The sequence below is a fragment of the Streptomyces sp. SUK 48 genome, from assembly GCF_009650765.1.
Classification (GTDB): domain Bacteria; phylum Actinomycetota; class Actinomycetes; order Streptomycetales; family Streptomycetaceae; genus Streptomyces.
In genome coordinates, this window is sequence record NZ_CP045740.1 from 7,274,692 (window position 1) to 7,300,473 (window position 25,782).

The following is a 25,782-nucleotide window of genomic DNA, read 5'->3' on the forward strand; positions in this document are numbered from 1 at the left end:
CCGCCACGCACGAGGTCGTGCGCGGCGGCGGGGCGGACGTCTCTCATGTCTGCACCAGGGGCCTCGCCTGGGGCGGCTCCGTGGTGCCCGGCAGGCCGGCCCCGGTGCGCGGGGCGTTCGCCGGGGGCGGCGGACCTGCCGCCGCCGGGCCCGGCGAGCCCGTGGCGCCCGCCGAACTCGCCGCGGCCCCCGTGCCCGCCGTGCCCGAGGGGGCGGGTCCCGGCGTCGTGTCGGGGGTCGCGGCTCCGGGGAGGTCCGTCGCGCAGACGGTACGGGTACGGGCGGACGCGGCGAGCCGTTCCGCCAGCCGGTGCGCCTCCCAGGCGCCCCCGGGCGGCGGCGCGGCGTGGAAGGCGGCGGCCAGCATCTTGGCCGCGTCGTCGGCCAGTTGGAAGCCGAAGACCCACAGGCGCCGCCGTACCAGCTCGATGGCCTGCTCCACGGTGTACGGATCGAGCCGCAGGTACTCGGCGAACTCCCCGGCGATGTCGGCCCGTTCGCCCACCAGCGCGCGCAGCTCGGCGGGCGAGCCGCACAGGGCGAGCACCGTGTCGCAGGGGGTGGCCGCGAGCCGGGCCAGTCCGTCGAGCACCGCCGCGCGCTCGGCGGGCGAACGGCGGCCGAGGGCGTCGTCGAGGCGCAGCACCAGCAGCCCGCCCGACGCCTCCTCCAGCGCCGCCGCCAGCCGGTGCGCGGGCTGCTTCGGGAAGCGTGCCGGGAGCGCGGAGAGCCGTACCTCGTGCACGGCGCCCGAGGTGAGCAGCCCCGCCTCGGTCAGGCACCGCGCGTACGCCCGGGCCAGCGCCCGCCGGCCGCTGCCCTGCGGGCCCTCCAGCACGATGTTGGCCTGCGCGGACACCGCCCGCCCCGCTTCGCGCGGGGCACCGGCGAGCGCCGCCACCCGGGTGGCCAGGACGGCGCGGGCCGCGTCGAGGCCGGCCATCGCGGCCAGCTTCGCCAGACCCGCCGACTGCCCAGGCGCGGCGCCGGGCGCGGTCGGGGTGCCGGGTGCCGGGCGCGCGGGCGGGGCGCCTTGGCCGGCTCGCCGCTCGGCCTGGCCACCGGCCGGGGCCGCCGGGCCGCCCTGCGCCTCCGCCGCCCCGCTCGGCACGGTGATGACGTCGGCGCCGTCGAGGCGGGACAACTCCGTGTCGTCGCCCGGGGGTTCGGCGGCCAGCCGGGACGCCTGCCTGCTGATCATCTCCTCGAAGACCTGCCGGGCGACGCGTCCGTTGCCGAAGGTGGCGCCCTTGGGCACGTCCTGGAAGTAGCGGTCCAGGGCGTCGAGGGCCGAACCCGACAGCTCGTAGTAGTGCTTGGCGCACAGGCCCCGCACGATGGTGACCAGTTCGTCGGCGCTGTAGTTGGGGAACTCCACCGTGCGGGCGAACCGGGAGGCCATGCCCGGGTTGGAGGCGAGGAACTGCTCCATCTGCGCGGAGTACCCGGCGACGATCACCACGACCTCGTCGCGATGGTCCTCCATCAGCTTCATCAGCGAGTCCACGGCCTCCTGCCCGAAGTCGGGGCCGTTGCCGCGGGACTGGTTGGTGAGCGTGTACGCCTCGTCGATGAACAGCACACCGCCGAGGGCCTTGTTGAAGACCTCCGTGGTCTTGATGGCCGTGCCGCCGATGATCTGCGCCACCAGGTCGGCGCGGGCCACCTCGACGATATGGCCCTGGCTGAGGATGCCCAGTTCCGCGAGGACCGCGCCGTAGAGCCGGGCCACCGTGGTCTTGCCGGTGCCGGGCGGCCCCGCGAAGACCAGGTGCCGGCTCATCGGCGGCATCGGCAGGCCCATCTCCTGGCGGCGCTGCGCCATCTTGTTGAGGTTGATCAGGCCGGTGACCTCCAGCTTCACGCTCTCCAGGCCGACCAGCCCCTCCAGCTCCGCGAGGGGACCGGTGCCGGTGTGCGCGGCCGCCCGGGTCGCCGCGTCGCCGCCCCCCGCGCCGGAGCCGCCGGAGCCGGTGGCCGCGGTCGTACGGCCGCCCGGGTCGCCGCCGGTGTCGACGCGCTCCACCGAGACCTGGCCCGTCTTGAGCTGGCGCACCGGGACGCCGCCGTTGTCGCGGATCTCGCAGTCGTGCACCCGCACCGGTTCGTCGGTGTTGCAGCGCACGCCGTCGCCGCCATTGTCGAAGACGGTGCAGTTGGTCAGTTCGGCCCGCGAGGACGCCTGCACGTTCACACCGTGGCCGCGCGCGCCGTTCACCCGGCAGCCGACCGCGGTGAGCGCGCCGCCCGCGCTGATCCGGATGCCGTCGCCGTCCGACCCGGTGAACTCGCTGTCCTGGGCGCTGAGTTCGGACTCCGCGCCGATGAGCGTGGAGCAGCCGGTGAACGCCGAGCCGGTCACCTCGGCGCGGGCGCCCGAGGCGAGGGCGAGCCCCGTACCGCCTCCGGAGCGCAGCCGCAGCGCGGACAGCGACGCCGAGGCCCCCTCGGACAGCTCGACGCCTGTCACCAACTCTGCGTCACGCAGGGTCACTTCAGCCTTGGCCCCGACGCCCCGCAGCGCGGTGCCGGCCGCGTCGGCCGTCAGCCGGTCCAGCACCACCGCGCCGTCCGCCACCTGCACGGCCGCCGTGCCCGCGCCCTCGACGGACAGTCCCGCGCCCTCGGCCCGGCCGCCGGCCTCCACCAGCAGACCGGTCGGGGTGCCGGTGATCCGGCAGTCCTCGAGCCGGGGCCGCGCGCCTGCCGCGACATGGATGCCCTCCCGCCGGGCCCCGGCGACGAGGCACTCGCGCAGCACCGGCGCGCTGCCCTCGCCGACCCGGACCGCCTGCCCGCCGGAACCGGTGAACGAGCAGCGGGTCAGCACCACTTCGGCCGCGCTGGTCAGATACGCGTCCAGCGCGGCGCTGCCGCTCACCTCGACACCGGTGAGCGTGGCGCGCGCGTTCTGCTCCACGGCGAGCGCGGGCTTGCCGCTGCCGCTGATCCGGGTGGCCTCCACCACCGCCGTGGCCTGTCCGTTGACGCAGACGCCGTTGCCCCGGGCCCGGTCGAGCCGGCAGTCGCGCAGGGTCAGCCGGCCGTGCTCGGCCACCACGACCGCCGACGAGCCGACCTCCTGGATGTGCGTGCCCTCGACGGCGTTGGCGCCGCCGGAGGTGACCACGATGCCCGCGCCCTGCGCGTTGGTGACCTGGCAGTCCCGCAGCGCGACCACGCCGTCCTGCCAGGCCAGCACGGCCGCCCACGCCTCGCCGGAGATCCGGCAGCCGTCCAGCGCGGCCTGCCCCCGGCGCACGTCGAGCACCGGGGCCTCGCGGTCGGTGCCGGACAGCTGGAGGCCGGTGAGCCGGACCGCCTCCGCGTCCAGGACGAGGGTGCTGCCCTGGGCCGCGGCGATCTCCACCGTGCCGCCGGCGCCCTCGGCGGCCAGCGTCACCGCGCGGTTGATGTACAGGCTCTCGTCGTAACGCCCCGGCGCGACGGTGATCAGCGCCCCGTCGGTGGCGTCCGCCAGGGCGTCGGCGATGGCGCGGTAGGCCCCGGGGCGGTCCGGGGACACCAGTAGCACGGGCCGGGTCACAGTTTCGCTCCCTCGTCAGGCGCACTCAGGTCGCCGCTCTTGCCATTGCCGTTGCCGCCAGGGCCGCCGGTGCCGTCACCGGCGCCGTGCGGGCGCTGCCGTTGCGCCGGGGCCCCGCCGATCAGACCCGGGGGTGTCCCGAGGGCGCCCTGGCCGCCCGGCTCGTCCCGGCCGGCCGCGTCGTCGGCGCGCAGCGCGGCGGCCGCGCGGTCGAGTCCGTCCAGGGCGATCTCGTCCAGCGGCACCCGCTGGACGTCCACCTTGCCGTCGGAGGCGATCTCCGAGGGCGACAACTCCCGCAGCAGCACCGGGCCTTCGCCCTCCGCGGGACGCAGCACCTTGAACGTCGTGCCGGGCAGGAACACCACGCGGTCCGGCTCGGCGGGGTCGATCAGATTGGTACGGCGGGCGGTGATCGACCAGATGAGGAAGTCGGTGGCGTCGTGCGGACCGGGGCGCGGGGCGCCGTACGCCGTGCAGAACGCCCACTCCGTCACCAGCCGTCCCTCCCGGAACCAGGCCCGCTCCGCCGTGCTCGCGCGGGCCCGCAGCAGTGCGGCGCCCCGGTACGACGGCAGCCTGCGCAGGCCGGCGGCCACACAGCGGGCCAAGGGCACGTGCGGGCCGACCGCCGCGGCGCGTACGGCCGCGTTGACCTGCGCGCTGTCCCCGGTCAGGAACAGCCGTACGGCCACCAGGTCGGTGAGCGCGTCCGTGGCCTCGCCGCGCGCGCCGCCACGCAGTCCCGGCGACTCCGACATCACCCGGGACACCGTGCCCGCGACCGCGTTGTACTGCGTGCTGAGCGTCCGGCGCACCCAGTCCCGCTCCTTCTCGGTGCCGCGCTCCGGCGGTACGGCGCAGGCGGACGCCTTGGGCGTGGGCTGGACGCGGACACCGGGGACGGCCGCGGGGGCGGCCGCCTGGGGCTCGGGAGCGTCGGGGGCGCCCGGCGCGGGGGCGGGCGGCGTCGGCCCGTCGGCCCGGCCGGTGCCGGCGGGCTTCACGGGCGCGGCGGCAGGGGAGTCGGACTCCAGCCGGATCAACGGCGCGGGGCGCACGGGGGGCGCCGGGGGAGTGGGGGCAGTGAGGGGAGCGGGGGCAGCGGGAGGAGCCGTCGGCGGGACCGTGGGCTGCGGCTGCGGCTGCGGCTGCGGCTGCGGCTGCGGCTGCGGCTCGGGCTCCGGCTCCGGCTTCTCGGCGGGAGGGGCATGCGGCGCCGAGGGACCGGCGCCGGGTGCGTCGGGCGCGTGCGGAACCGACGGCTCCGGCACAGGACCCTGTTCCGGCGCAGGTCCCTGCTCCGGTTCCGGGGTGGTCGCTCGTGTGGGTACGTCGGTCCGCGCCGGGCGCTCCGCCTCCCGGCCGTCCAGCCCGTCCACGGGACGCGGGTTCTCCCTCGGCGGCTCACCCGGATTCCCCTGCTCCCCCCGGTTCCCGGGCTCGGACACGGCCGGAAGGTCGGGCAGCGCAAGGCGCGCGGGCGCGGCGGGGCGAGGCGGCGTCGGCACCGGCGCAACGGGCCCCTGGACCAGGGGCATCGGCGGAACCGGGCCCTGCCCCACGGGTGCCGGCGCGTCGGTACGCGGCACGTCGGGTACCGGCTCCGGTGCGGGACGCGGCGCCTCCCGAACCGGCTCCGGTCCGGGCACCGGCACCGGCATGGGCGCGGGGCCCGGCCCGTCCCCGGTCGCCGTGGCCGCCGGCGCGGTGGTGACGGTCTCCCGCCCGGGCCGCCCGGCCGTGCCCGCGTCCCCGGACTCGCCGGTCACCCGGGCGTCGTCGCCCGACTCGACCCGCGGCAGCCCGGCCGACGGCACCTCGGACTCGGTCCGGGCCGCGAGGGGCGCCGTCACGGGCGGTGCCGCCGGTGCCGCGTGCCCCCGTACCCGCACGGTCCTCTCGTCGAGGTCCAGATGCGCGAGCGCCGACGCCCCGCCCGACCCCTCACCTCGTACAACTCTGTTCTCCGCGAACGGAGTTGGCGCAGGGGCCGGCGAACCCCAGGGCGCCGCCTCCGCCGTCCTGGCCTGCCCCCGGAACGCGGTGGGGGCGATCGCCTGCGGGCCCGTCGCCGTGGCGTCCGGCGTCGACCACAGGCCGGCGTCGTCCGCCGTCACCGCCACCTGGCCCGGCTCGTCGGCCGGGGCGATCGTGAAGCCCTCGCGCCGCTCGGGGTCCAGCCGCCACAGCATGTCCTCGGCGAGCGCGCGCATCCGGTCGGCCGCGCCGGGCGTCGTGCGGTCGTAGAGGATCGCCGCGTAGCCGGGCGCGGCCGGTATCCGGCGCACCGCGTCACCGTCCGCGGGCTCGGCCAGCGGGCGCATCCACAGGCCGCTCTGCACCACTTCGAGCACCGCGTCGGCGGCGTACTCGTACACACCGGTGGTGATCTCGGGCACCCCCGACAGGGGCCTGCGCAGGCCGAAGAGGGTGGGCGGGGCGGGGGCGCTCCCGGTGCGCGGGAAGTACATCAGCTCGCTGACGAAGGGGTGGTGGCCGAGCGTGCCGTCCGGCCGTACCGCCGCCACCTCGGGCGAGGCGAGACCGGCGCGCGACTCGACCGGCACGCCCGCGTACAGCACCACCTGCCGGCCGAGCGCGTCGGCGAGTTCCTGGCCCAGCGCCTCGGCGCCCTCGGGCAGCGCGACCGGACCGAGGTGCAGGAAACGCACCCAGGAGCGCGCGGACGGCAGGACCGTGTCCCACAGGCGGGTCACGTCGGCCAGGGTCACGGGCGGTCCGCCGGGGCTGCCGAGGACCACGGTGAGGATGTCGGGATGGCTCGGCAGCCGGTCCACCAGGCGCCGGCCGCTCTCGGCGGCGGGATGGTCGTGCGGGCTGCGCACCCACACCCCGCAGGGCGCCGGTTCGGCGATGCCGTGGCCGCTGGTCGTCCAGGGACGGTCGAAGGTGGAGAACTCCCAGCGCGGCTTGGGGAACCGGCGCGAGTCGCGCTCCGCCGAGCGGCCGGGCCGGAACCGCAGCCAGCCCGCGCCGTGGTCGCTCGGGATGAACAGGCCGCCGCCGTCGGTCGGCAGCACCGCGCCGTCCGGGGCGAGCACCAGCCGGCCGAGCCGGTCCGCGATCCGCTGGGCGGCGCGCCGCGACTCCTGGGGTGTGCTGCGGCCGAAGACCAGGCGCAGGCTCTCGCCCCGGCCCGCCAGCAGCCGTGCCACCGCGTCCGCCGAGCCCTCCAGCTGGCCGTGGGGGAGGTCCACCACGGCCAGGGTGTGCTGGGGGTCGGCGGCGAGCCCCGCGGTGAACGCGGCGGCGTGCGGGTCGGGTTCGCCCTTGGGGTGCACCAGCAGCGCCCGGCCCTCGGCCCGGCACTGCAACGCCGTCCCGCCCGTCCGGGCGGTGCCCAGTCCTCTGCGCATCCGCTCACCCCACCTGTGCGGCGGAGCCGGTGGGAGAGGGGTCGGCGGAGACCGCCGGCACCGGTGCCCGCCCGGTGCCCGAAGCTCCGGGTGTTCCGCCGGAGTCGGCGGCGGGCGAGGCCGTCGCGCCGTCCTGTCCCGCCTTCACCGTCTGCGCCGCCACCGACCGGTCGAGCACCGGCCCGTGCGGCAGCGCCACCAGCAGGCTCTCCGGCAGCGCGGTCGCGGTGCCGCCGTCGATGCCGAGGGACTGCGCGGCGGAGGAGCCCAGCGGGTAGACGATGCCCTGGTCGGTGATCAGGAAGGTGTGCGGGGTCGCCACCTGCGCGGCCACCTCCCGCTGGTCCATGGCGTACACACCGTGCGACGGCGGCACCAGCACCCGCTGCTTCCCCGTCGCCGCCGCGCCGCTCTCCACGGCCACGGAGGCGCTGAGCCGGGCGCCCCGCGTGCTCTCCCGCAGGCACACCGCCTGCCGGGAGGTGTCGAGCGCCGGGGCGCCGAGCACGTCCGGGACTCCGCTGTCCAGGGAGTGGTGGGCGGAGACCCGGGCGGAGGCGATGTCGGTCACCGACACCTCGCGGGTGGCCGGCGCGCCGGGCCGGGCCGCGAGCAACGCGGCCTCGGTGGCGCTGACCTGGGCCACCCCGCCCGCGGTCATGACGTACGTGTGCCGCGTGCCCGCCGCGCTCATGGTGAACAACTGGCCCACGGCGGCGGGCCGTCCGGCGATCCGTCCGGCCGCGCCGCCCATCCGGTCGAGCTTCGCCGGGGCGAGCGCCGCCCCGGTCGGTACGGCGTCGAGCCACGCGGCGGACGCGGCCACCGGCCGGTCGCTGTCGAGGCCGAGCGCGATCAGCGCGGACTGCGCGGGCACCGGGTACTTGGTGCCCCGCCACAGCACGAACCGCCGGCCGTCCGCGGACTTCAGCAGCAGCTGCCGTCCGGCGGGGAAGGCGCCCGCGTGCTCACCGGGCGCGAAGTCGACCACCTGGCCGGACGGCAGGTCCGGGCGCAGGCAGTCGGTCCAGGGCCCGGTCAGCAGGGTGGCCGGGGTGGGCAGCGAGTCGGGCGCGCCGTCGATGCCGAGGGGCGCGCCGTGCGGGACGCCGCTCAGCGCCTTCGCCGCGACGGTGCGTACGGCGGCGCCCTTGCCGGTCAGCAGCAGCGCGGAGGCGTAGTTGCGCACCGGGCGCAGCTCACCGTCGAGGAAGAGGTAGCGGGTGCCGGTCTCCTTCTCCACGACGATCGCGCCGGGCTCGCGCCAGGCGGCCGTGGTCACCGGCGACAGCTTGCCGTAGACGAGGAAGCCCAGGCAGAGCAGGACGACGAGTCCCGCGCCGAAGAAACTGCCCAGCGCGGCCCGCTTGGTGGGGCTGTCGCCGCGGCCGGGGTCGCCGGTGACGAGGGCGGTCGCCAGGCGGCCCATGGCGAACTGGTACGCCTGCATGTGATCGCGTCGGGTCTGCACGCCGGGTCCCCTCTCAGCTCGCCAGGGCGCGGAAGGAGGCGTACGCGTGCAGGACCTGGAGCAGCAGCGGCAGCAGCGCGATCGCGGTCACCGTCTCCAGCAGGTCGCCGCTGTGCCCCCACACCGGCAGCAGCCGGCCGGTCGGCAGCCGCCACGCGGCGATGAGCAGGGCGAGAACGGCGGCGAGCAGTACGGCCACCACGATCACCCGGGCGCCGTCGCCCGCCGTGGCGAACCGGGTGAGCGCCACCGTGACCAGGCCCGCGGCACCGGCGAGCACGGTCGGCACGCGCTGCGCGGACCGGTTCAGACCGCGTGCCCGCAGCAGCACCGCGCCCGCGAAGACCAGCGGCAGCAGCCAGCCGATCCAGCCGCCCTCGCGGGTCATGTACCAGAACCCGGCCGCGTAGACGAGCGCGGAGGACACGCTGAGGGTGTCCAGGAAGGAGCTGGCCGCCTCGACCCTGCGCTCCACCCGCTCCTGCGGCTCCGGCTCGATGTCCTCCTGCAACTCGGCCGCGTTGTGCGGGAGCCGGGGCACCCGCAGCCGGGCGGCGCGCAGCGCGAGCCGGGGGCCGAAGTGGCCGAGCACGAACATGGCGACCGCGACCACGGCCACCGCCTGGGCGCCGTGCCAGTGGGTGGCGCGCATCAGCCCGGTCCCCGCGGCGGCGGCGAGCGCGGCGCCCAGCGCGGTACCGGGCACCACCAGCGGCAGCGGGCGCAGCGCCAGCAGCGCGACGGCCACCACCGCGACCCCGCCCGCCGCGGCCAGCATCCCGGGCAGCCCCGGCGCGAACCCGCCGTGCGGCCCCTCGCGGAAGGTCAGCCCGGCCAGCGCGCCGAACGCGAGCGCGCCGAGACCGGCCACCAGCACACTGCCCTCGTCGGCACAGAGCCGGTCGGCGGCCGCGCATCCGGCGGCCAGCAGTACGGCGATCACCCCGGCGCCGGCCGAGGTTCCGGGCCCGGGACCGAACCCCAGCAGCGCCCACGCCACCGCGGGCAGCGCCAGCACCGCCAGGGCGAGCGCCAGGCCCCGGGTCAGTGCCGGGCGCCAGCCGCCCGGCAACGCGGTCACCACGTGGGCGACGCCGTCGGAGACGTCGTCGAAGTGCAGGGCGGGCAACGGCTCGTCGGCGGGCCGCAGATGGAGCACCTCGCCGTGGCGCAGGTTCACGGTGGCGGGGGTGGCGTCGGCGTCGAACGGGTCCTCGCCGAGCCGTTGCAGCACCCAGGGCGTGCCGCGGTCGGCCGGCTCCGTCGTCACATGGCGCACCAAGACGGGCAGCAGCGCGGAGACCGGGGTGCCGAGCGGGATCGCCAGGTCGGCCTGGCCGGTGGGGCCCACCACCGTGACCCGGCAGACCTCCGAGGCGGGTGCGGTGACCGCGGGGGCTGTGGTCATCGGACTGCTCCTGGGGAGAGGAAGGGGGGAGTGGGGAGGGGGCGCGTGTCGCGCGGGCCGCTCATGCCGTGCGTGCAGCTCATGCCGCGCAGGCCGCTCGTGCCGCGCAGGCCGCTCGTGCCGCGCAGGCCGTTCGTGCCGCTCATGACGGCACCAGCCCGGTCTGCACGAGCCGCACCGAACGCCGGGTGACCAGCTGCGCCCGGCCCGCGGGCAGCGTGCGCGGCTTGGCCTCGCCGAGGAACTTGCCCTCCTCCTTGGGGTAGGAGAAGAGCAGGCCGGGGTTGCCCAGCTCCCACAGCCGGCGCAGCACCGGGTCCATCATGGCGCGGATCGAGCCGGAGGTGCTGCGGGCGACGACCAGGTGCATGCCGATGTGCAGGCCCTGCGCGAGCAGCGGCACCAGGGGCGCCATCGGGGAGGGGGCGCCCGGGGCTCCGGAGAACAGGTCGTAGTCGTCGATGAGGACGAACAGCAGCGGCCCCTCCCACCAGTCGCGGCGGGCGAGCTGCTCCGGGCTGATGTCCGGGCCCGGCACCCGCTTGCCCACCGACACCGACGCGCTGGTGGCCAGTTGGGCGAGCGCGTCGCTGTCCACGACGTACCCGACCCGGTACGCCTCGGGCACCGAGTTGAGGAGACCGCGCCCCGGGTCGGCGACCATGATGCGCGCCTCCTCGGGGGTGTAGCGGGCGGTGATGGCACGGATCATCAGGCGCAGCGCGTTGGTCTTGCCGGTCTCGCCGTCGCCGAACACCATCAGGTGCGGGTTGGTGGTGAAGTCGTGCCAGACCGGTTCGAGGCGCTGCTCGTCCCAGCCAAGGCAGACCTTGAAGTCGTCCTCGGATACGGGGAGATCGGCCACCGGGAGGCGGGTCGGCAGCAGCCGGACGCCGGGGGCCGGGCGGCCCGTCCAGAAGGTGTCGATCTCCGCCACGGCCGACTTGGTGGCCGTCGTCAGATCGCCGGTCTCGCCCGAACCGTCCAGCCGGGGCAGCGCGGACAGGAAGTGGTGGCCGGCCGCGGTCAGTCCGCGGCCGGGCTGGTGCGGTACGGCCGCCGCGGTGCGGGAGCCGACCTCGGACTCCATCGAATCGCCCAGCCGCAGCTCGAACTTGGTGCCCAGCAGGTCGCGCAGCCGGGGCCGGAACTCCGACCAGCGCACCGCGGAACCGATCACATGCAGGCCGAACGACAGCCCGCGCGCGGCCATCTCGATGACCCGGGGCTCCAGTTCCTCGTAGTCCTGGCGCAGCGTGCCCCAGCCGTCGACCACCAGGAACACATCGCCGTAGGGGTCGTCGATCTCGCCCGTGGCGCGCAGCCGGCGGTAGGCCGCCATCGACTCCAGGCCCCGCGAGGTGAATTCCTCCTCGCGCTTCTCCAGCAGCTGGCTCAGCTCCGCGACCGTGCGCAGCACGCGGTCGCGCTCCAGGCGGGTGGCGACCGAGCCGACATGCGGCAGACCGGCCGTGGAGACCAGACCGCCACCGCCGAAGTCCAGCCCGTAGAACTGGACCTCCTCGGGGGTGTGGGTCAGCGCCAGGGACAGCATCAGGGTGCGCAGCAGGGTCGACTTGCCGGTCTGCGGGGCACCGGCCACACCGATGTGGCCGTCGGCGCCGGAGAGATCGGCGACCAGCAGCTCCCGCAGCTGCTCGAAGGGCCGGTCCACGATGCCGAGCGGCACCCGCAGCGAGCTGAGCGAGGGATGGTCCGCCGCGCTCATGCCGCGCACCGGGTCCGGCACGATGCCCGGCAGCAGTTGGTCCAGGCTCGGCGACTCGGTCAGCGGCGGCAGCCACACCTGCCGGGCCGGCGGACCGCTCTCCGCGAGGCGCCCGATCAGCACCTCCAGGAGACTCTCCTCGTTCTGCTCGCCGCCCGCCGCGAGGGCGGCCGCCTTGCGTTCGGCGGCGGCCGAAGCCTCCCGGGCGGCCTCCAGCGCCTGCTGCTCGGCGATCCGCTCGGACACCAGCGTGCCCTGCTGCTCCAGCCCGAACACGGTGATCTCCTGCCCGGCGGCGGCCAGGTGCGCGGAGTGCTCGCCCTCGCCCACCGGTTCCGGGGCGGCGCCGGAGACGTAAGCGGCCTTGAAGCGGACCAGGTTGGTGGTGTCCACCTTCAGATAGCCGTTGCCCGGCGCCGACGGCAGCTCATAGGCGTGCGAGACACCGATGACACTGCGCGACTCCATCGCGGAGAAGGTCCGCAGGGCGATCCGGTACGACAGATGCCCCTCGACCTTGTGGATACGGCTCTCGTCCAGCCGCTGGGAGGCCAGCAGCAGATGCACCCCGAGGCTGCGCCCGAGGCGGCCGATGGAGACGAAAAGATCCACGAACTCCGGCTTGCTGGCGAGCAGTTCGGAGAACTCGTCCACGATGACCAGCAGTGAGGGCAGCGGCGTCAGATTCGCCCCGGCGCCCCGCGCCTTCTCGTAGTCGAACAGCGAGGAATATCCGGACTCGCGCAGCAGTTCCTGGCGGCGGATCATCTCGCCGTTGATGGAGTCGCGCATCCGGTCCACGAGATGGATCTCGTCGGCCAGGTTGGTGATGACCGCCGAGGTGTGCGGCAGCCGGTCCATACCGAGGAAGGTCGCGCCGCCCTTGAAGTCGACCAGCACCAGGTTGAGGATCTCCGAGGAGTGCGTCGCGACCAGGCCCATCACCAGGGTGCGCAGCAGCTCGCTCTTGCCGGAGCCGGTGGCACCGATGAGCAGGCCGTGCGGGCCCATGCCGCCCTGCGCCGACTCCTTGATGTCCAGCTCGACGACCTCGCCCTCCTCCGTGACGCCGAGCGGCACCAGGAGACGGGCGGACTGGGTGACCCGGGGACGCCACTTGGCGGCCACGTCGAAACCGCGCGGGTCCCGGATGCCGAGCAGCGCGGTGAGGTCGAAGTCCGATTCCAGCGACCGGTCCACCAGGTCCACGCTGCCGCTGGTGCGCATCGGCGCCAGCAGCCTGGCCAGCGTGTCCGCCTCCGTGCGGCTCAGCGCGTCGGCCTCGGCGGTCACCGTGTCGTCGCCGGCCGGGAACGCGACGCCGGTGCCCCGCGTGGTCAGCCGCAGCACCTTCGGACCGCCGGTCATCGCGCCGGTCGCGTCCAGCAGGACGACGTTGCGCAGCCCGCCGTGCGTCAGCCGCGACGTCTCCGGCAGCCGCACGCCCTGTGCCACGACCACCACGAACGGTTCGGCCACGCTCGGCGAGGCGTCCGGGTCGTGGTCGGGCCGGTCCCGCACCTCGGTGCCGAGCAGGTCCATCAGCGCATCGTGGTCCTCGGCGGCCAGCCGCACCCGGCCGGCGTCGTCCTCCTCGTGCGGATGCGCGTTGTGCGGAAGCCACTTGAGCCAGTCCCACTCGGCCCGTGCCGACGCCCCGCCCAGCAGGGCGACGCGCAGTTCGTCGGGGGAGTGGAACGCGGCGAGCTGCGCGACCATCGCCCGCAGCAGCCCGAGCGCGGGCTCCGGCTCACCGGCCAGCTCCACGCTGGTGAACCGCCGTAGCGCGACCGGGATCGGCAGCCGGGGCACCGTCTGGTGCGCCTTGGTGAACCGGCGCAGCGAGATCGCGGTCAGCGGCTCCAGGTCCTCCACCGGCTTGGTCTGCGGCGGCAGGAACTCCAGCGCGGCGCGGCGTACGCCCTGTCCGATGCGGACGCGGCCGAAGTCCTCGTGCGCCGGACGGCGTTCCCACAGCCGGGTGCCCATCGCCAGTGCCCACAGCTGTCCCGGATCGGGGTTGTCCCAGAGCAGGGCGGCCCGCTGCTGCTCGGCGGCCTGCCGGGCCTGCCGGCGCTTCTGCGCGAGATAACGCAGATAGTCGCGCCGCTCGGCCCGCATCCTGCGCCGGCGCTCGGCACCGGCCCGGCCGATCTGGGTCAGCGTCATGCTGACCATGGCGACGCCCATCATCCCGGACATCATGTACGTCGTCGGTCCGGCGCTGCGCATGGAGAACATCAGCACCATGGCGCCGGTGCCCAGCGCCATGGGCAGATACATCAGCGCAGATCCGAAATCGGCGCTCGCCGGCTCCCCCAGAACCGGCGGCTCCGCCAGCTCGACCTGTCCCTCGGGGAGCTGCGGACCCTCGGCGCGCGGTGAACGTTTGGCCACCACGGTGCTCAATGCAGGGACCTTTCTGAGGCGCTCACGCGGGCATGGCTGGGCAACCACTCCGGCGCGGAAGCGGATTGATGCGGGGTGATGTGGAGGGGAGTGATCCACTACTGGGCAGATGATAAGCACGGGAAAGGTGGGACGGGTGAACTCATCACGGCTCTGGGGCGCCAACTCGGAAATTTTGCTTGGCTTTTGAAATAGTTGAATGGCGCGTATTGCGCCGGGAGGCGCTGACTTCCCCGAGATCCGGGGGTCGTTGATGATCGCTTGAGGTTCACCCGTGTATGGCGAAGGAAAAGTGAACCTCTGGTTACGGCGATGCGTACACACGGTGTCCCCTTCGCGCTCGTCTCTGTACGTGACGCGTCGCCTACGCACCGTGTCCCCGCTTCGGCGCTCGCACGAGGGGAACTCGGGAGCCGGTTGCCGCCGACCGCTGAGGAGGTGCCGTCGCCGTGGACGACTGGGAGATGTGGGACAGGCGCGAGAAGACCCGGCTGTCACCGCGTGAGCAGCTGAAGCTGCTGGAGATCGAGGCGCACCTCAGGGAGGACCGGGGCTTCGCCCGCCGGATGGGCGGCGGGTCCCACCGGGAGCGCGGGGACCGGCCGCACCGGCGGATCTGGCTGCCGGCGGGCGTCCTGCTGCTGGCCCTCGCGTCGGCGTTCTGCGCGGTCATGGGCATCCGCACCTGGGACCCCTGGCTGCTGTGGAGCTTCGCGGCGCTGTGGCCGCTCACCCTCTTCCAGGCGCTCCGGCTGCTGTGCCGGCTGGCGCGCCGCAGGGGGCGGGTGGGGGAGCGGGCGGGCTCCCGGCTCTGAGCTCCACCACGGCGGCCCCGGGACGGGGCCGCCGTAGCGTCCCCCCGGCACCCGCGAACCTCTGCACACACCCCCCTCCTCGAACCCCCTCCCCGACCCCCCACCTCGAACCTCCTCTCCCCGAACCCCCTCCGCACCCCTGACGGCCGTATCGTCCGCCCCTTCGCCGCGTCCGGTTGAGCGCGGGGCGCCCGCCGTGCATGGTGGGTGGTCCAAGGTCAGGTTCATGGTCAGGAAATGGCCGCACCGGCCCCTGCCCGACCTGCCCGGGTGGTGTCATGAAAGCCTTCTCGCCGCGGCCGGGCGCTCCGGCCCCCCTGGTGATCGAATCCTCTGTCGTGGAGGGCCTGCCCGCCGAGGGTGCGCTGCTGCTGCGCATGTCCGACACCCTGGACGCGCACGGCGCGCACGCCTGGTCGCAGGAGCTGCGCGGCCATCTGGAACAGGCGGACCGCGCCGGGTTGCGGCCCGTCCTGGACATGGCCCACGTACAGCTCGGCGGAGCCGCCGTGCTGCGCACCCTCAGCGAGGCCACGCGGGCCCGCGCCGGACGCCCCGATCTGATCATCGTGCGGGCCCGGCCGGGCGTCCGCGAGGCCGTGCACCTGGCCCGCCTGGAGGGCGTACGGCTCTACGCCACCCTGGACGAGGCCGTGCGCGAACTGGCCCGCGCCGCCGCCAAGGCTGAGGAGTTGCCCGCCTGGCGCTCACCGATGGCCGATCCGCTGCGGCCGTCGTACGAGGACCTGCACCAGGAGGTCCGCGCGCTGCGCGCCCGGGTCCGCACCGCCCCGGTGATCGGCATGGCCCAGGGCATGCTCATGGCCCGCTACGCGCTGCCCGAGACCGGCGGCGCCTTCCGCGTCCTGCGGGAGACCTCCCAGCGGTTCAACGTGCCGCTGCGGGTCCTCGCCTCCGCCGTCGTGGTGGCCCGCCCGCCCGACGGCGCGACCTGGTTCCCGGGCCGCCGCCCGCTGCCCGTGCCACCGCTGCGCATCCTCGCCCGCACCCCCCGCGACCCCCGCTACCGGGGCCAGATGATCGACGCCGCGCTCCGCGAGGCGCTCGCCATCGGCCGCGCCCCGGCCGGTCACGTGCTGTGCGTCGACCCCGCCGTGAACGCGCTCGCGCTGGAAACCCGGCACGGCGGCGGGGACGCCTACCTCGACCACCTGGGACGCGGCCGGGACGACGGTACGGCCGAGGCGGTCGCCCGCACCCGCGGGCGGCGGGTGAGCATGCCCGACGTGGCCACGGACGCGCTGCTCTCCGAGGACAGCCGGCGTGCCCTGCTCACGGCCGGCGCGCGGGCCCTTCAGTGCGTCCCGGTCCTGTCTCTCACCGGGTGCTGCGCCGCAATGATCACCGTGCACTGGCTCGATGCCGGACACCGGCCGACCTCCGCCCAGGCCGAGGCCCTCGGTCTGCTCGCCGCCGAGATGGCCGCCTGGCTGGCCTGGTACCACCGCACGGTCCTCCTCGACGCCCTCGAACACCTGCATCGCCGGCTGGCCCGCAGGCCGTGAGCGGGAGGCGCCGGGCGCACGGAGAAGGGCCCCGGCATCTGCCGGGGCCCTTCTCCGCAGGGTCGCCGATCGGTCAGTGAGCGCCGAGCCCTCCGCCTCCGAAGGACCCGCTGGACCCGCTGCTCCAGCGCGGACGCTGCTGGTCCTCGCTGGTCTTGGAGTCCATGTTGCTCAGCTCGTAGGGGGTGAGCGGACGGCCGCCCTTGGGTGTCCTGGGGACCTCCTGGTAGTCCCGGTTCTCCCGGACCTCGTGCATCGCGCCCTCCGGTGGCAGCTTGGGCTGCTCCTCGGGACGTGGACGAGCGGGCTCCTGGGACTTGACGCGGGAGGTCAGCCAGAAGCCGCCGGCGAGCATGGCCAGCAGCCCGACGGCCACGACGAAGAGCACGAGGCTCATCAGGCCGCTCGGCGCGGCCAGCTGCATCGATGCGGTGTTCATAGGACAGGGATACCCCTCCTATAACCGTATGAATCGAACAAATGAAATAAATGGGACCTCACGGGCGGGGGGGGCGGTGTTTGTCCTGGACCCTCGGGGCAACCCGCCCCTGTGACCCAGCAGGCTTCCCCGCAACAGCTCTACCGGTTCCTGGAGGACCGCTTCAGCTGTGCCCAGGCGTGCACGGAGTGTGCCCGCGCCTGCTCGGTCCGGGTCAGCCTGGTCGATCCGGGCGGCCCCGAGGGCCAGGAGCGGGTGCGCCGGCTCGGGATCATGTGCGCCGAGGTGTGCGACGCCACCTGCCGGATGCTCTGCGAGGAGACCCGCCAGGACGAGGAGGGGCTGCGGGGCCGGGTGGACTGGTGCCGCCGGATCTGCCTCGAAGGCGCCCGCGCTTTCGAGATGCACCCGGGTGCGGAATCGGCCGCGGCGGCCTGCCGGGCCTGTGCCGACGCCTGCGTCGACTTCCTGGACATCCTGGCCTGACGCTTCCCAATTTCTGGAACACGTTCTACGGTGTGCGCCGTCAGGACCGACCGTGGGGAGCCTGGAGGCGCCGTGCACCTCGACCACACGCCCGAGCAGCAGCGGCTGCGCGCCGAACTGCGCGCCTACTTCGCCCGCCTGGTCCCGGACAACGCCTACGCCCGCTACGCCGACCCGGCGGCCCGCAAACGCTTCTACCGCGACACCATCAGAACGCTCGGCGCCGACGGCTGGCTCGGCGTCGGCTGGCCCGCGGAGTACGGCGGCCGGGGCATGTCGGCGATGGAGCAGTTCATCTTCTTCGACGAGGCGGCCCAGGCCGGCGTCCCGCTGCCGCTGATGGCGCTGAACACGGTCGGGCCGACCCTCATGAAGTTCGGCACCGAGGAGCAGAAGGCGTACTTCCTCCCGCGCGTCCTCTCCGGCGAGATCGACTTCGCGATCGGCTACAGCGAGCCCGAGGCGGGCACCGATCTCGCCGCGCTGCGGACCAGGGCCGTACGCGAGGGGGACACGTACATCGTGAACGGGCAGAAGATCTGGACGACGAACGGCGACACCGCGGACTGGGTGTGGCTCGCCGTGCGCACCGACCCGGAGGCTCCGCCGCACCAGGGCATCACCATGCTGCTGGTGCCGACCTCCGACCCCGGCTACTCCTGCACCGTCATCAACACGCTGGCCTCCCACGACACCACCGCCAGCTACTACGAGAACATCCGGGTCCCCGTCTCCCGCCGCGTCGGCGCCGAGAACCAGGGCTGGCGGCTGATCACCAATCAGCTCAACCACGAGCGGGTCACCCTCGCGGCGCACGGCACGATGGCCGTCCGCGCGCTGCACGACGTCCAGCACTGGGCCGCCCGCACCGAACTCGCCGACGGGCGCCGGGTGCTCGACCTCGGCTGGGTGCGCCGGCTGCTCGCCCGCACCCACACCCGGCTGGAGGCCCTGAAACTCCTCAACTGGCAGATGGTCACCGCCGTCGAGGACGGCACCCTCACCCCGCAGGACGCCTCCGCCGTCAAGGTCTACGGCTCCGAGGCGCGCCGCGACGCCTACGCCGCCCTCATGGAGATCACCGCCGCCGCGGGCCCCCTCAAGGAGGGCTCGGCGGGCGCCGTCCTGCACGGCGAACTCGAACGCGGCTACCGCTCGGCCGTCATCTTCACCTTCGGCGGCGGCAACAACGAGATCCAGCGCGAGATCATCTCCTGGATCGGACTGGGCATGCCGAGGGTGCGGCGCTAGCCTCTTCCGCCCGGATCGGCCCGGCTCAGCGCCGCGCCCACCGCTCCCCGGTGATCTCGTACCGCACGCCCCCGTGCTCGGCGCCCTCGACCCCGCGCATGTCGGGGGGAGTGGGGATGTGGTCCGTGAGGGTCATGCCGAGTTTCTCCATGACGTTGCGCGAGCCGCGGTTCACGGTCATCGTCTCGGCCCAGACCGTCCGCAGGCCGAGTTCGGTGAAGCCCTTGCGCAGCAGGGCCCGCGAGACCTCGGTCGCGTACCCCCTGCCCCAGGACGCCCGGCGCAGCCGGTAGCCGAGTTCGGCCTCCTCCCGCGGGCCGTCCGGTTCGGGCCGCAGGCAGAACCAGCCGACGAACGCCCCGCCGTCCCTCTCGTACGCGGCGAACAGTCCGAGATCGCCGTCCCACCTCTCGTAACCGGCGATGACGGACGGCAGTTGGCGTTCGCGGACGATCTCCGGCGCCGTCGCCTCGCCCCCGCTCAGATAGCGCATCACGGCCGGGTCGCTGTCCAGCTCGATCAGCAGGTCGGCGTCATCGGCCGTGAAACGGCGCAGGGCCAGGCGCTCGGTCTCCAGGTATATGTCCACGGAACAGAGCATGCCCGAGGCGGCCGGGGCCGCCCAACGGCTTTTCCGCCCCGAACAGGGCGGTACGCGCACCTGCCGCCCGCCCGCCCGCCCATGCCCGGGTCGAGGGCGCCGTCCTCGGCGTCACCGGCTCCGACGCCGTCGCCCGGTCCGCATTTCGTGGCGCGTCTGTGCGCTGTCCGGGTCAGTCCGCCGCGAGGTGTGCGCGTGATGCGCGCCGCGCGCTCCTACGCTTCGCCACGGTCCACCGTCCCAAGCGGCCCGGAGAGGCCGAGAGAGGACTCACCCATGTCACCTCCCGTGGTCGTCATCACCGGCGCGCTCAGCGGAATCGGGCGCGCCACCGCCCTGGCCTACGCCCGGCAGGGTGCCGACGTCGTCGTCTCCGGCCGGCACCCGGACCCCGGCAAGGAACTCACCGGGGAACTCGAAGGACTGGGCGGCCGGGCCCTGTTCGTCCGGGCCGACGTGCGCCGGGAGGACGACGTCCGCGACCTCGTCGACCAGGCCGTCGACCGCTTCGGCCGGATCGACGTGGCCCTCAACAACGCCGGCACCGAGGGGCGGTCCGCCCCGGTCACCGCCGTCACCGAGGGCGACTACGCGGCCACCTTCGATACCAACGTCAAGGGAACCCTGCTCAGCCTGAAGCACGAGTTCCGCGCCATGCGGGAGTGCGGCGGCGGCAGCATCGTCAACGTCAGCAGCGTGTACGGCCGGATGGGCTACCCGGAGGTGGCCGTGTACGCCGGCAGCAAGCACGCCGTTCTCGGCATCACCAAGGCGGCCGCCCTCGAAGGCGCCGCGCACGGCATCCGGGTGAACGCGGTCGCCCCCGGATTCACCCGGACCGGGATGTACGAGCGGGTCACCGGGGACGACCGGACGCGCGCGGCGGTGAACTCCGTGCTGCCCATGCACCGGCCGGGCACCCCGGAGGAGGTGGCCGACGCCGTGCTCTTCCTCGGCTCCCACAGGGCGTCGTACATCACCGGCCAGACCCTCACCCTGGACGGGGGCCTCATGGCGGGCGCGCCGCTGCTTCCCGGCGCCTGACCCGCCCCCCGCCGCCCCCGGCCCCGGTCGATCCACCGGCCTGCCGGTCTCAGCCGGTGACCCTCCCGCGCGACCTCAGCTCCGCGCCCCGGCGGCGCACGGCGTCCGGGGTGCGCAGTTCATGGCCGAGCAGGCGGGCGGCGAGGCCCTCGCGGTCCTCGGGGGCGAGGGCGGTCACCGCGGCGATCAGCTTCTCCGCCGTCGCCGCGTCGACGCCGGCCGGGAGGGGGTCCTGGCCCAGGAGGCGGGCCGTCTCCCGGTCGAGCGGGGCCGGGGACCCGGCGTCCGGGGCGAGCAGCGCGCGGCGCAGGGGCTCGGCGGCCTCGTCCGGCAACAGGTCCGCGTAGCGCGGGAGTTCGGCGTCCGGGGCGATCAGCAGCAGGTGCCTGGCGGCGAGCGCGGCCTCCGGGAAGGGGGTGCGCACGGCGAGCGGGGCCAGCGTCTCGGGGGGCAGGCCGAGGACGCAGCCCGCGTGCAGCAGCACCTCGCGGACGCGGGTCGCGGCGGGCGCGTCGGGCAGCAGGGCGCCGGTGCGGGCGAGGAACCCGGCGACGGTCTCCTCGGCGGCCGTGCCGTCGAGATGCTCGGTGCCCCGGTAGTAGCGCGTCAAGTAGGCGTACCACCAGGCGAGTTGGACCTCGTACAGCTCGGCGGCCACCGACTCGTACGCCTCCTGCGGGAGCAGCTCGCGCAGGGCCGGGACCAGCTCGCGGTAGAGGAGGCGGATCCAGGTGTGCGGGGAGCGCTGGATGCCCCAGCACTCGCCGTGCGCGTAGTCCCCGATCAGCTCGGCGACGCTCAGCTCCCCGGCGGCGAACTCGGAGCGCACCCCGGTGCCGGTGGTCTCGAAGCGGTAGAAGTGGTCGGCGGACTCCGGCGGCCGGGGCGTGGGCAGCACCTGGTCGATCAGGTGCTCCACCTCGGTGTAGCGGGCGTGGAGCCGGTCGAGGTCGAGGGGCAGGCGCGGGAAGAGCGGGTCGGTGAACCGCCGTTTGATCTTGGCGATCTCCTCCGACAGCGCCTGGTAGAGGAAGACCTTGTCGAAGCGGTGGCTGAACGACAGCCCGATGTACGGGAAGACGGTGCAGCTGCGGCACTCCGAGCGGTGGCCGACCTCCTCGTCCCGCACCCGCAGGAACTCGGGGTCCTCGACCATTTCACGCAGCGGGCGGTCCCAGGCGACCGAGTTGTCGAAGGCGTGGTAGCAGGGCAGCACGAGACGCCCGTCGGGGCCGACGGTCAGGATCCGCTTGTTGGCGTAGCAGTCGGTGGGCGCGGTCGGGTCCAGGGTCTCCATGTACTTGCGGAAGTGCAGGTTGACCAGGGCGAACGGCTGATGCAGCAGCCGTATCAGCTCCTCGGCGATCGGTCCGCCGGTCGGCTCCGACTCGTCCATCCGCCCGGAGCGGCCCGCCGCGGCGTCGGCGAGCGGCTTGCCGTTCTGCTCGATCAGCTTCAGCTTGCGGGCCGTGCGGTTGGTGTCCCGGACGGTGTCCTGCTCGTCGAAGTACTCGAACATCCCGGAGAAGTAGACGGTGGTCCGGTTCTCGTGGGCGAAGCGCAGCAGATCCGGTATCTCGTCCACGTTCTCCCGGGTCACCACGCAGATCAGCTTGAGGTTGCCGCTGCCGGTGGCGATGACCTTCTGGATGACGTCGAGGGCCCGGTCCAGCGTGGGCACCCCGCGGATCTGCCGGTAGCGGTCGGGCCGCAGGGTGTCCAGGGAGACGTTCATGGTGTCGACGTGGGGCACGATCGCCTCGATGTGCTGGGCGAAGCGGATGCCGTTGCTGGTGATCTCCACGGCCATGCCGAGCGACTTGGCGTACTGCACGATGCCGTCGATGTGCGGGTGCAGCACCGGCTCGCCACCGGTGAAGTCGACGTAGCGCACCCCGAGTTCGTACAGCTCGTCCAGGATCTGGCGGCCCCGCTCCAGGGTGAGTTCCTCGTAGCCCTTGAACTTGTCGTCCTGCCAGACGTTGCAGTAGCCGCAGAGCGAGTTGCAGCGGAAGGTGATGTAGAAGCGGGCCGAGGTCAGCCGGCCCCGGTCGGTGGTGGTGCTCGCGGTCACGATCGGTTCTCCGTCGGTCGGTACGGCGGGGGAGAGCGGGCGGGCGGGGCCGGACCCCGGGGAGCGGGGCCGGCCCCCGGGAGGCCGGGTCGTCAGGGCAGCGGGGTGCCCCGCGCCGTGATCCACAGCTCGTACCACTCTTCGTGCGTGAGGTCCGGTGCGCGCAGCGCCGCGTCCCGGCAGGCGCGGATCCGGTCGGGGCGGCTGGTGCCGATCACCGGGACGATGCCGGCGGGATGGCGGGCCAGCCACCACAGCAGGACCGTCTCGGGGGTGGTGTCCTTGCTCCGGGCCAGCCGGCGCAGCAACTCGGCGGTGGGCGAGTCGGCGTCCCCGGTGTACCGGCCGCCGGCAAGCGCGCCCCACGCCTGGAGCTGGATGCCCCGGTCGACGCACGCCTCGAGGGTGCCCTCCGGGAATCCGTTGGACGTGGCCGCCGAGGTGTTGAGCAGCACCCCCGCCTCGACCCAGTCCCGCCGGGCCAGGCTCATCTCCAACTGGTTCGCCACCAGCGGGAGTTCCAGGCGGGACTGGAGATGCGTGATCTGCGCGGCGCCCATGTTGGAGACGCCGAACCGGCGCACCAGCCCCTGCCGGTGCAGTTCACGCAGGGCGGCGGCGATCTCGTCGGGGCCGGTCAGCGGGTCGGGGCGGTGCAGCATCAGGGTGTCGATCACCTCGGTGCGCAGCCGCTCCAGGCTCTCCTCGACCCGCCGGAGGATCGAGTCCCCGCGCAGGTCGTAGTGGCCCGGCCGGTCCCCCTCGGCGAGCCGGATACCGCACTTGGTCTGCACGGTGATCCGCTCCCGCAGCCCCGGCGTGCGGGCCAGGACCTCGCCGAACACGGCCTCCGAAGTGCCGAACCGGTAGATGTCCGCGAGGTCGAACACGGTGATCCCGCACTCCAGCGCGGTCTCCACGGCGGCCTGCGCCCGGTCGACGTCCTCGGCGGTGTACGGCGTACGGTCCCAGCCGCCGCCGAGCCCCATGCAGCCGTAGATCAGCCGCGCCTCGGGAGCGCGGGCGGCGGAATCGGTGGATACGGTCGTCAACGGGCCGCCTCCTTCAGGGCGTCGGCGAGCAGTTCGGCCGCGGCGAGCACGGGAAGCTGGGTGTTGGCCGCGGGGACGGAGGGGAGCACGGAGGCGTCGGCGACGCGCAGGTTGGGAACCCCGTGCACCCGGCCCGCGCCGTCGGTGACCGCCAGCGGGTCGGTCGCGGGGCCCATGGCGCAGGTGCCGACGGGGTGCCAGTAGGTGCCGAGCCGGGCACGCAGCCCGGCGTCGGTCAGCCCGGAGGCGGGGGCCCCGGACGCGGCGGCCCCGCACGTGGCACCGGCCAGCGGGGCGAGCGCCGAGGTGGCGGCGAGCCGTTCGGCGATCTCCAGGCCCTCCCGCAGCACCGCCGCGTCCCGGCCGTCCGGGTCGGTGAGGAACCCGGGGTCGATGTCGAGGGGGTCGGCGGGGTCGGCCGAGTTCAGCCGGACCCGGCCCCGGGAGGCGGGCTTCATCAGGAACGCGGCGATCCCGGCCTCGTACTCGCCCGGCGGCAGGCTGCCGAAGAGCGGGTCCCCGGCGGAGGGCAGGATGTGCAGGTCCCAGCCGTCCGCCGGGCAGTGGGTGCTGGCCGCCCGGATCAGCATCCGGCTGACGTACAGCTCGCCCGCCTTCTCCTGCGCGGCCAGCGCCGCGTTGAGGTCCGGGGTCGGGGCGAGCGGGACGAACACCCCCGGCTGGTCGGACAGGTTGGTGCCGACACCCGGCAGGTCCACCTCGGGCCGCACGCCTCGCTCGCGCAGCTCGTCCGCCGGTCCGATGCCGCTGCGCAGCAGCAGTCCGGGGGAGCCGAAGGTGCCGCAGGCGAGGACATAGGTGTCGGCGGTCAGCGTCGCGCGCCGCCCGTCCACGAGGACCTCGGCGCCCACGACCCGGCCGCCGTCGAGCACCAGCCGGTCCGCCGTGGTGCCGCCGAGGATCGTGAGGTTGGCGCGGGAGCGGGCCGGACCGAGATAGCCGAAGGCCGCGTTCCAGCGCAGCCCGTCGAGCGCGTTGAGCAGCGGGGTGCCGCAGCCGGGGGAGCCCGGGGCGGCCATGTCCACGTCCGCGTAACCGAGTTCACGGGCCCCGGCGAGCGCCGCGCGGGCCCAGACGCCGAACTCCCGCTCGGGCACGGGCCGCAGCCGCATGGCCGCCGCGGCCCGCTCCCGGTAGGGCGCCATGGCGGCGGCCGACCAGCGGGGGCCGCCGGCCCGGGTCCACTCCTCGTGGTCGGCGGCCGAACCCCAGGTGTGCCAGCAGCCGTTGACGCAGGAGGAACCGCCGAGGACCCGGGCGCGCAGCCGGTGCACGGCGACCCCGCGCTCCCACATGTGGTCGCGGGGCAGGGCGTGCGCGTCGCGCAGCGAGCGCGGCCAGTCCGAAGGAGCGGCGCCGTGGTCGGGCCCGGCCTCCACCAGGCAGACCGTGCGGGCCGGGTCCTCGCTGAGCCGCGCGGCGAGCACACAGCCCGCCGCGCCGCCGCCGAGCACGACCACGTCGTGGTGGCCGGTGGCCTGGCTCATCCGCTCACCTCGGCGACCTGCTCGCCGGCGTCCTGCTCGGCGACCCGGGCGAGGAGTCGCTCCCGGGAGATGGCGTCGGCCCGGGTCGAGGGCACGGTGCAGGCGTGGGCGCCCGCGATCGCGCCGTAGCGGGCGCAGCGCAGCGGGTCCAGGCCCTCCAGCCAGGCCAGCAGGAAGGCGGCGGCGAAGGCGTCGCCCGCGCCGTTGGAGTCCACGACGGGCTCCGGCGGGGCGACCGCGGGCACATGGGTCAGCTCGCCGTCGGCCAGCAGATGGGCGCCCTCGGCGCCCGCGGTGGCCACCACGATCCGGGCCCGGCCGCGCGCCGCGACGTCCCGCATGGTGTGCTCCGGGTCGGCCAGCGCCGTGGTGGACAGGAAGACCAGGTCGGCGGCGAGCGCGAAGGGCTCGTGGTACGGATTGACGCCGTCCCAGTTGTGCAGGTCCGTCGAGACGGTCAGCCCGGCCTCGCGCAGCACCGGCAGGGCGTGCGAGCACGGGTGGGTGATGACCACGTGCGCGTGCCGGCTGGTCGCGGCCAGCGCGCGCAGGGTGTCCTCGGGCAGCCGGTCGGCCTCCTGGCTACGGGTGTCGTCGTACAGGGACAGCCGCCGCCCGTCCGGGCCGACCAGGTTGACGGCGCGCTTGGTGCCGGCGGGCGAGGGCACGTCGGTGAGCGGGATGCCCCGGTCCCGGTGCAGCGCGCGCACCAGGTCGCCCTCCGGGTCGGCGCCGACCAGGTCGATGTGGTGGGCGCGCAGGCCCAGGGCGCTGACCCCGAGCGCGACGAAGTCTCCGCTCTGCCCGGCGCGGGTCACGATGCCCGGCCGGATCATGTAGCTGTCGGCGTAGGGGACCGGCAGCTCCGGGACGTGGACGACGGTGTCCACGCCCGCGCCGCCCAGGACGAGGACGTCAATGTCGGTGGTCATGGCAGTCGGCTCGTTTCTCTCGCGTCGCTCGGGTTGGTGAGTGTCGCTCGGGTGGGTGAGTCAAGCAGTCGCCCACACCGCTGGCAATAACTTGCAGCAATTTTCAGCAA

The 25,782-nt window shown here is 74.6% G+C and carries 17 protein-coding genes; 5 read left to right on the forward strand and 12 right to left on the reverse strand.

Annotated features, from left to right (window positions below; all coding sequences use genetic code 11):
• Window positions 1-43 precede the first annotated feature (43 nt).
• The 6 genes from GHR20_RS32275 to eccCa are packed head-to-tail and all read right to left on the reverse strand — an operon-like array spanning window position 44 to window position 13,944.
• A complete protein-coding gene (locus GHR20_RS32275) occupies window positions 44-3,547 on the reverse strand; it encodes a right-handed parallel beta-helix repeat-containing protein (RefSeq protein WP_153815179.1) in 3,504 nt (1,167 codons plus the stop codon).
• Window positions 3,544-6,927 carry a hypothetical protein gene (locus GHR20_RS32280; protein ID WP_153815180.1) on the reverse strand — a complete coding sequence of 1,128 codons (3,384 nt, stop codon included), beginning with the start codon at window positions 6,925-6,927 and terminating at the stop codon, window positions 3,544-3,546. The genes GHR20_RS32275 and GHR20_RS32280 overlap by 4 nt, the downstream gene beginning before the upstream one ends.
• A gap of 4 nt (window positions 6,928-6,931) precedes the next feature.
• Window positions 6,932-8,398: a type VII secretion protein EccB gene (gene eccB / locus GHR20_RS32285; RefSeq protein WP_153815181.1), complete on the reverse strand. Its 1,467-nt coding sequence runs from the start codon at window positions 8,396-8,398 to the stop codon at window positions 6,932-6,934.
• A 13-nt stretch (window positions 8,399-8,411) separates the two neighbouring features.
• Complete coding sequence (eccD, locus tag GHR20_RS32290) at window positions 8,412-9,806, reverse strand: type VII secretion integral membrane protein EccD (protein ID WP_153815182.1); 1,395 nt, start codon at window positions 9,804-9,806, stop codon at window positions 8,412-8,414.
• Complete coding sequence (locus tag GHR20_RS32295; RefSeq protein ID WP_153815183.1) at window positions 9,803-9,952, reverse strand: hypothetical protein; 150 nt, start codon at window positions 9,950-9,952, stop codon at window positions 9,803-9,805. Before GHR20_RS32295 ends, eccD begins: the two co-directional genes overlap by 4 nt.
• Entirely contained in the window at window positions 9,949-13,944 is a 3,996-nt protein-coding gene (gene eccCa / locus GHR20_RS32300) for a type VII secretion protein EccCa (RefSeq protein WP_153815184.1), read from the reverse strand. The genes GHR20_RS32295 and eccCa overlap by 4 nt, the downstream gene beginning before the upstream one ends.
• A 449-nt stretch (window positions 13,945-14,393) precedes the next feature.
• Here eccCa and GHR20_RS32305 point away from each other — a divergent pair, with 449 nt between their 5' ends.
• Complete coding sequence (locus tag GHR20_RS32305; RefSeq protein WP_111583513.1) at window positions 14,394-14,759, forward strand: DUF3040 domain-containing protein; 366 nt, start codon at window positions 14,394-14,396, stop codon at window positions 14,757-14,759.
• Between the two features lie 320 nt (window positions 14,760-15,079).
• Entirely contained in the window at window positions 15,080-16,285 is a 1,206-nt protein-coding gene (locus GHR20_RS32310) for an ANTAR domain-containing protein (protein WP_153815185.1), read from the forward strand.
• A gap of 73 nt (window positions 16,286-16,358) precedes the next feature.
• Here the strand turns inward: GHR20_RS32310 and GHR20_RS32315 are convergent, their stop codons facing one another.
• Window positions 16,359-16,724, reverse strand: coding sequence for a DUF6479 family protein (locus GHR20_RS32315; protein WP_181516296.1), 366 nt, complete (start codon window positions 16,722-16,724; stop codon window positions 16,359-16,361).
• A 111-nt stretch (window positions 16,725-16,835) separates the two neighbouring features.
• Here GHR20_RS32315 and GHR20_RS32320 point away from each other — a divergent pair, with 111 nt between their 5' ends.
• Complete coding sequence (locus tag GHR20_RS32320; RefSeq protein WP_111583716.1) at window positions 16,836-17,210, forward strand: ferredoxin; 375 nt, start codon at window positions 16,836-16,838, stop codon at window positions 17,208-17,210.
• Between the two features lie 72 nt (window positions 17,211-17,282).
• Window positions 17,283-18,461, forward strand: a complete 1,179-nt coding sequence (locus tag GHR20_RS32325; protein ID WP_153815186.1) for an acyl-CoA dehydrogenase family protein — start codon at window positions 17,283-17,285, stop codon at window positions 18,459-18,461.
• Between the two features lie 25 nt (window positions 18,462-18,486).
• Here the strand turns inward: GHR20_RS32325 and GHR20_RS32330 are convergent, their stop codons facing one another.
• On the reverse strand, window positions 18,487-19,050 hold the full coding sequence (locus GHR20_RS32330) for a GNAT family N-acetyltransferase (protein WP_153815187.1): 564 nt from the start codon (window positions 19,048-19,050) through the stop codon (window positions 18,487-18,489).
• Window positions 19,051-19,338: 288 nt separating this feature from the next.
• Between GHR20_RS32330 and GHR20_RS32335 the strand changes: the two genes are divergently transcribed.
• Entirely contained in the window at window positions 19,339-20,106 is a 768-nt protein-coding gene (locus GHR20_RS32335; protein WP_153815188.1) for a glucose 1-dehydrogenase, read from the forward strand.
• A 49-nt stretch (window positions 20,107-20,155) separates the two neighbouring features.
• Here the strand turns inward: GHR20_RS32335 and GHR20_RS32340 are convergent, their stop codons facing one another.
• The 4 genes from GHR20_RS32340 to GHR20_RS32355 all read right to left on the reverse strand — a co-directional run bounded on the left by GHR20_RS32340 (window position 20,156) and on the right by GHR20_RS32355 (window position 25,672).
• Window positions 20,156-22,180, reverse strand: a complete 2,025-nt coding sequence (locus GHR20_RS32340) for a radical SAM protein (protein ID WP_194859047.1) — start codon at window positions 22,178-22,180, stop codon at window positions 20,156-20,158.
• 92 nt (window positions 22,181-22,272) lie between these two features.
• Window positions 22,273-23,232, reverse strand: coding sequence for an aldo/keto reductase (locus GHR20_RS32345; protein WP_243878191.1), 960 nt, complete (start codon window positions 23,230-23,232; stop codon window positions 22,273-22,275).
• Window positions 23,229-24,740 (reverse strand): GMC oxidoreductase, encoded by a 1,512-nt coding sequence (locus GHR20_RS32350; RefSeq protein WP_153815190.1) that lies wholly within the window; start codon window positions 24,738-24,740, stop codon window positions 23,229-23,231. The genes GHR20_RS32345 and GHR20_RS32350 overlap by 4 nt, the downstream gene beginning before the upstream one ends.
• Complete coding sequence (locus GHR20_RS32355; protein ID WP_153815191.1) at window positions 24,737-25,672, reverse strand: adenosine kinase; 936 nt, start codon at window positions 25,670-25,672, stop codon at window positions 24,737-24,739. Before GHR20_RS32355 ends, GHR20_RS32350 begins: the two co-directional genes overlap by 4 nt.
• Window positions 25,673-25,782 lie beyond the last annotated feature (110 nt).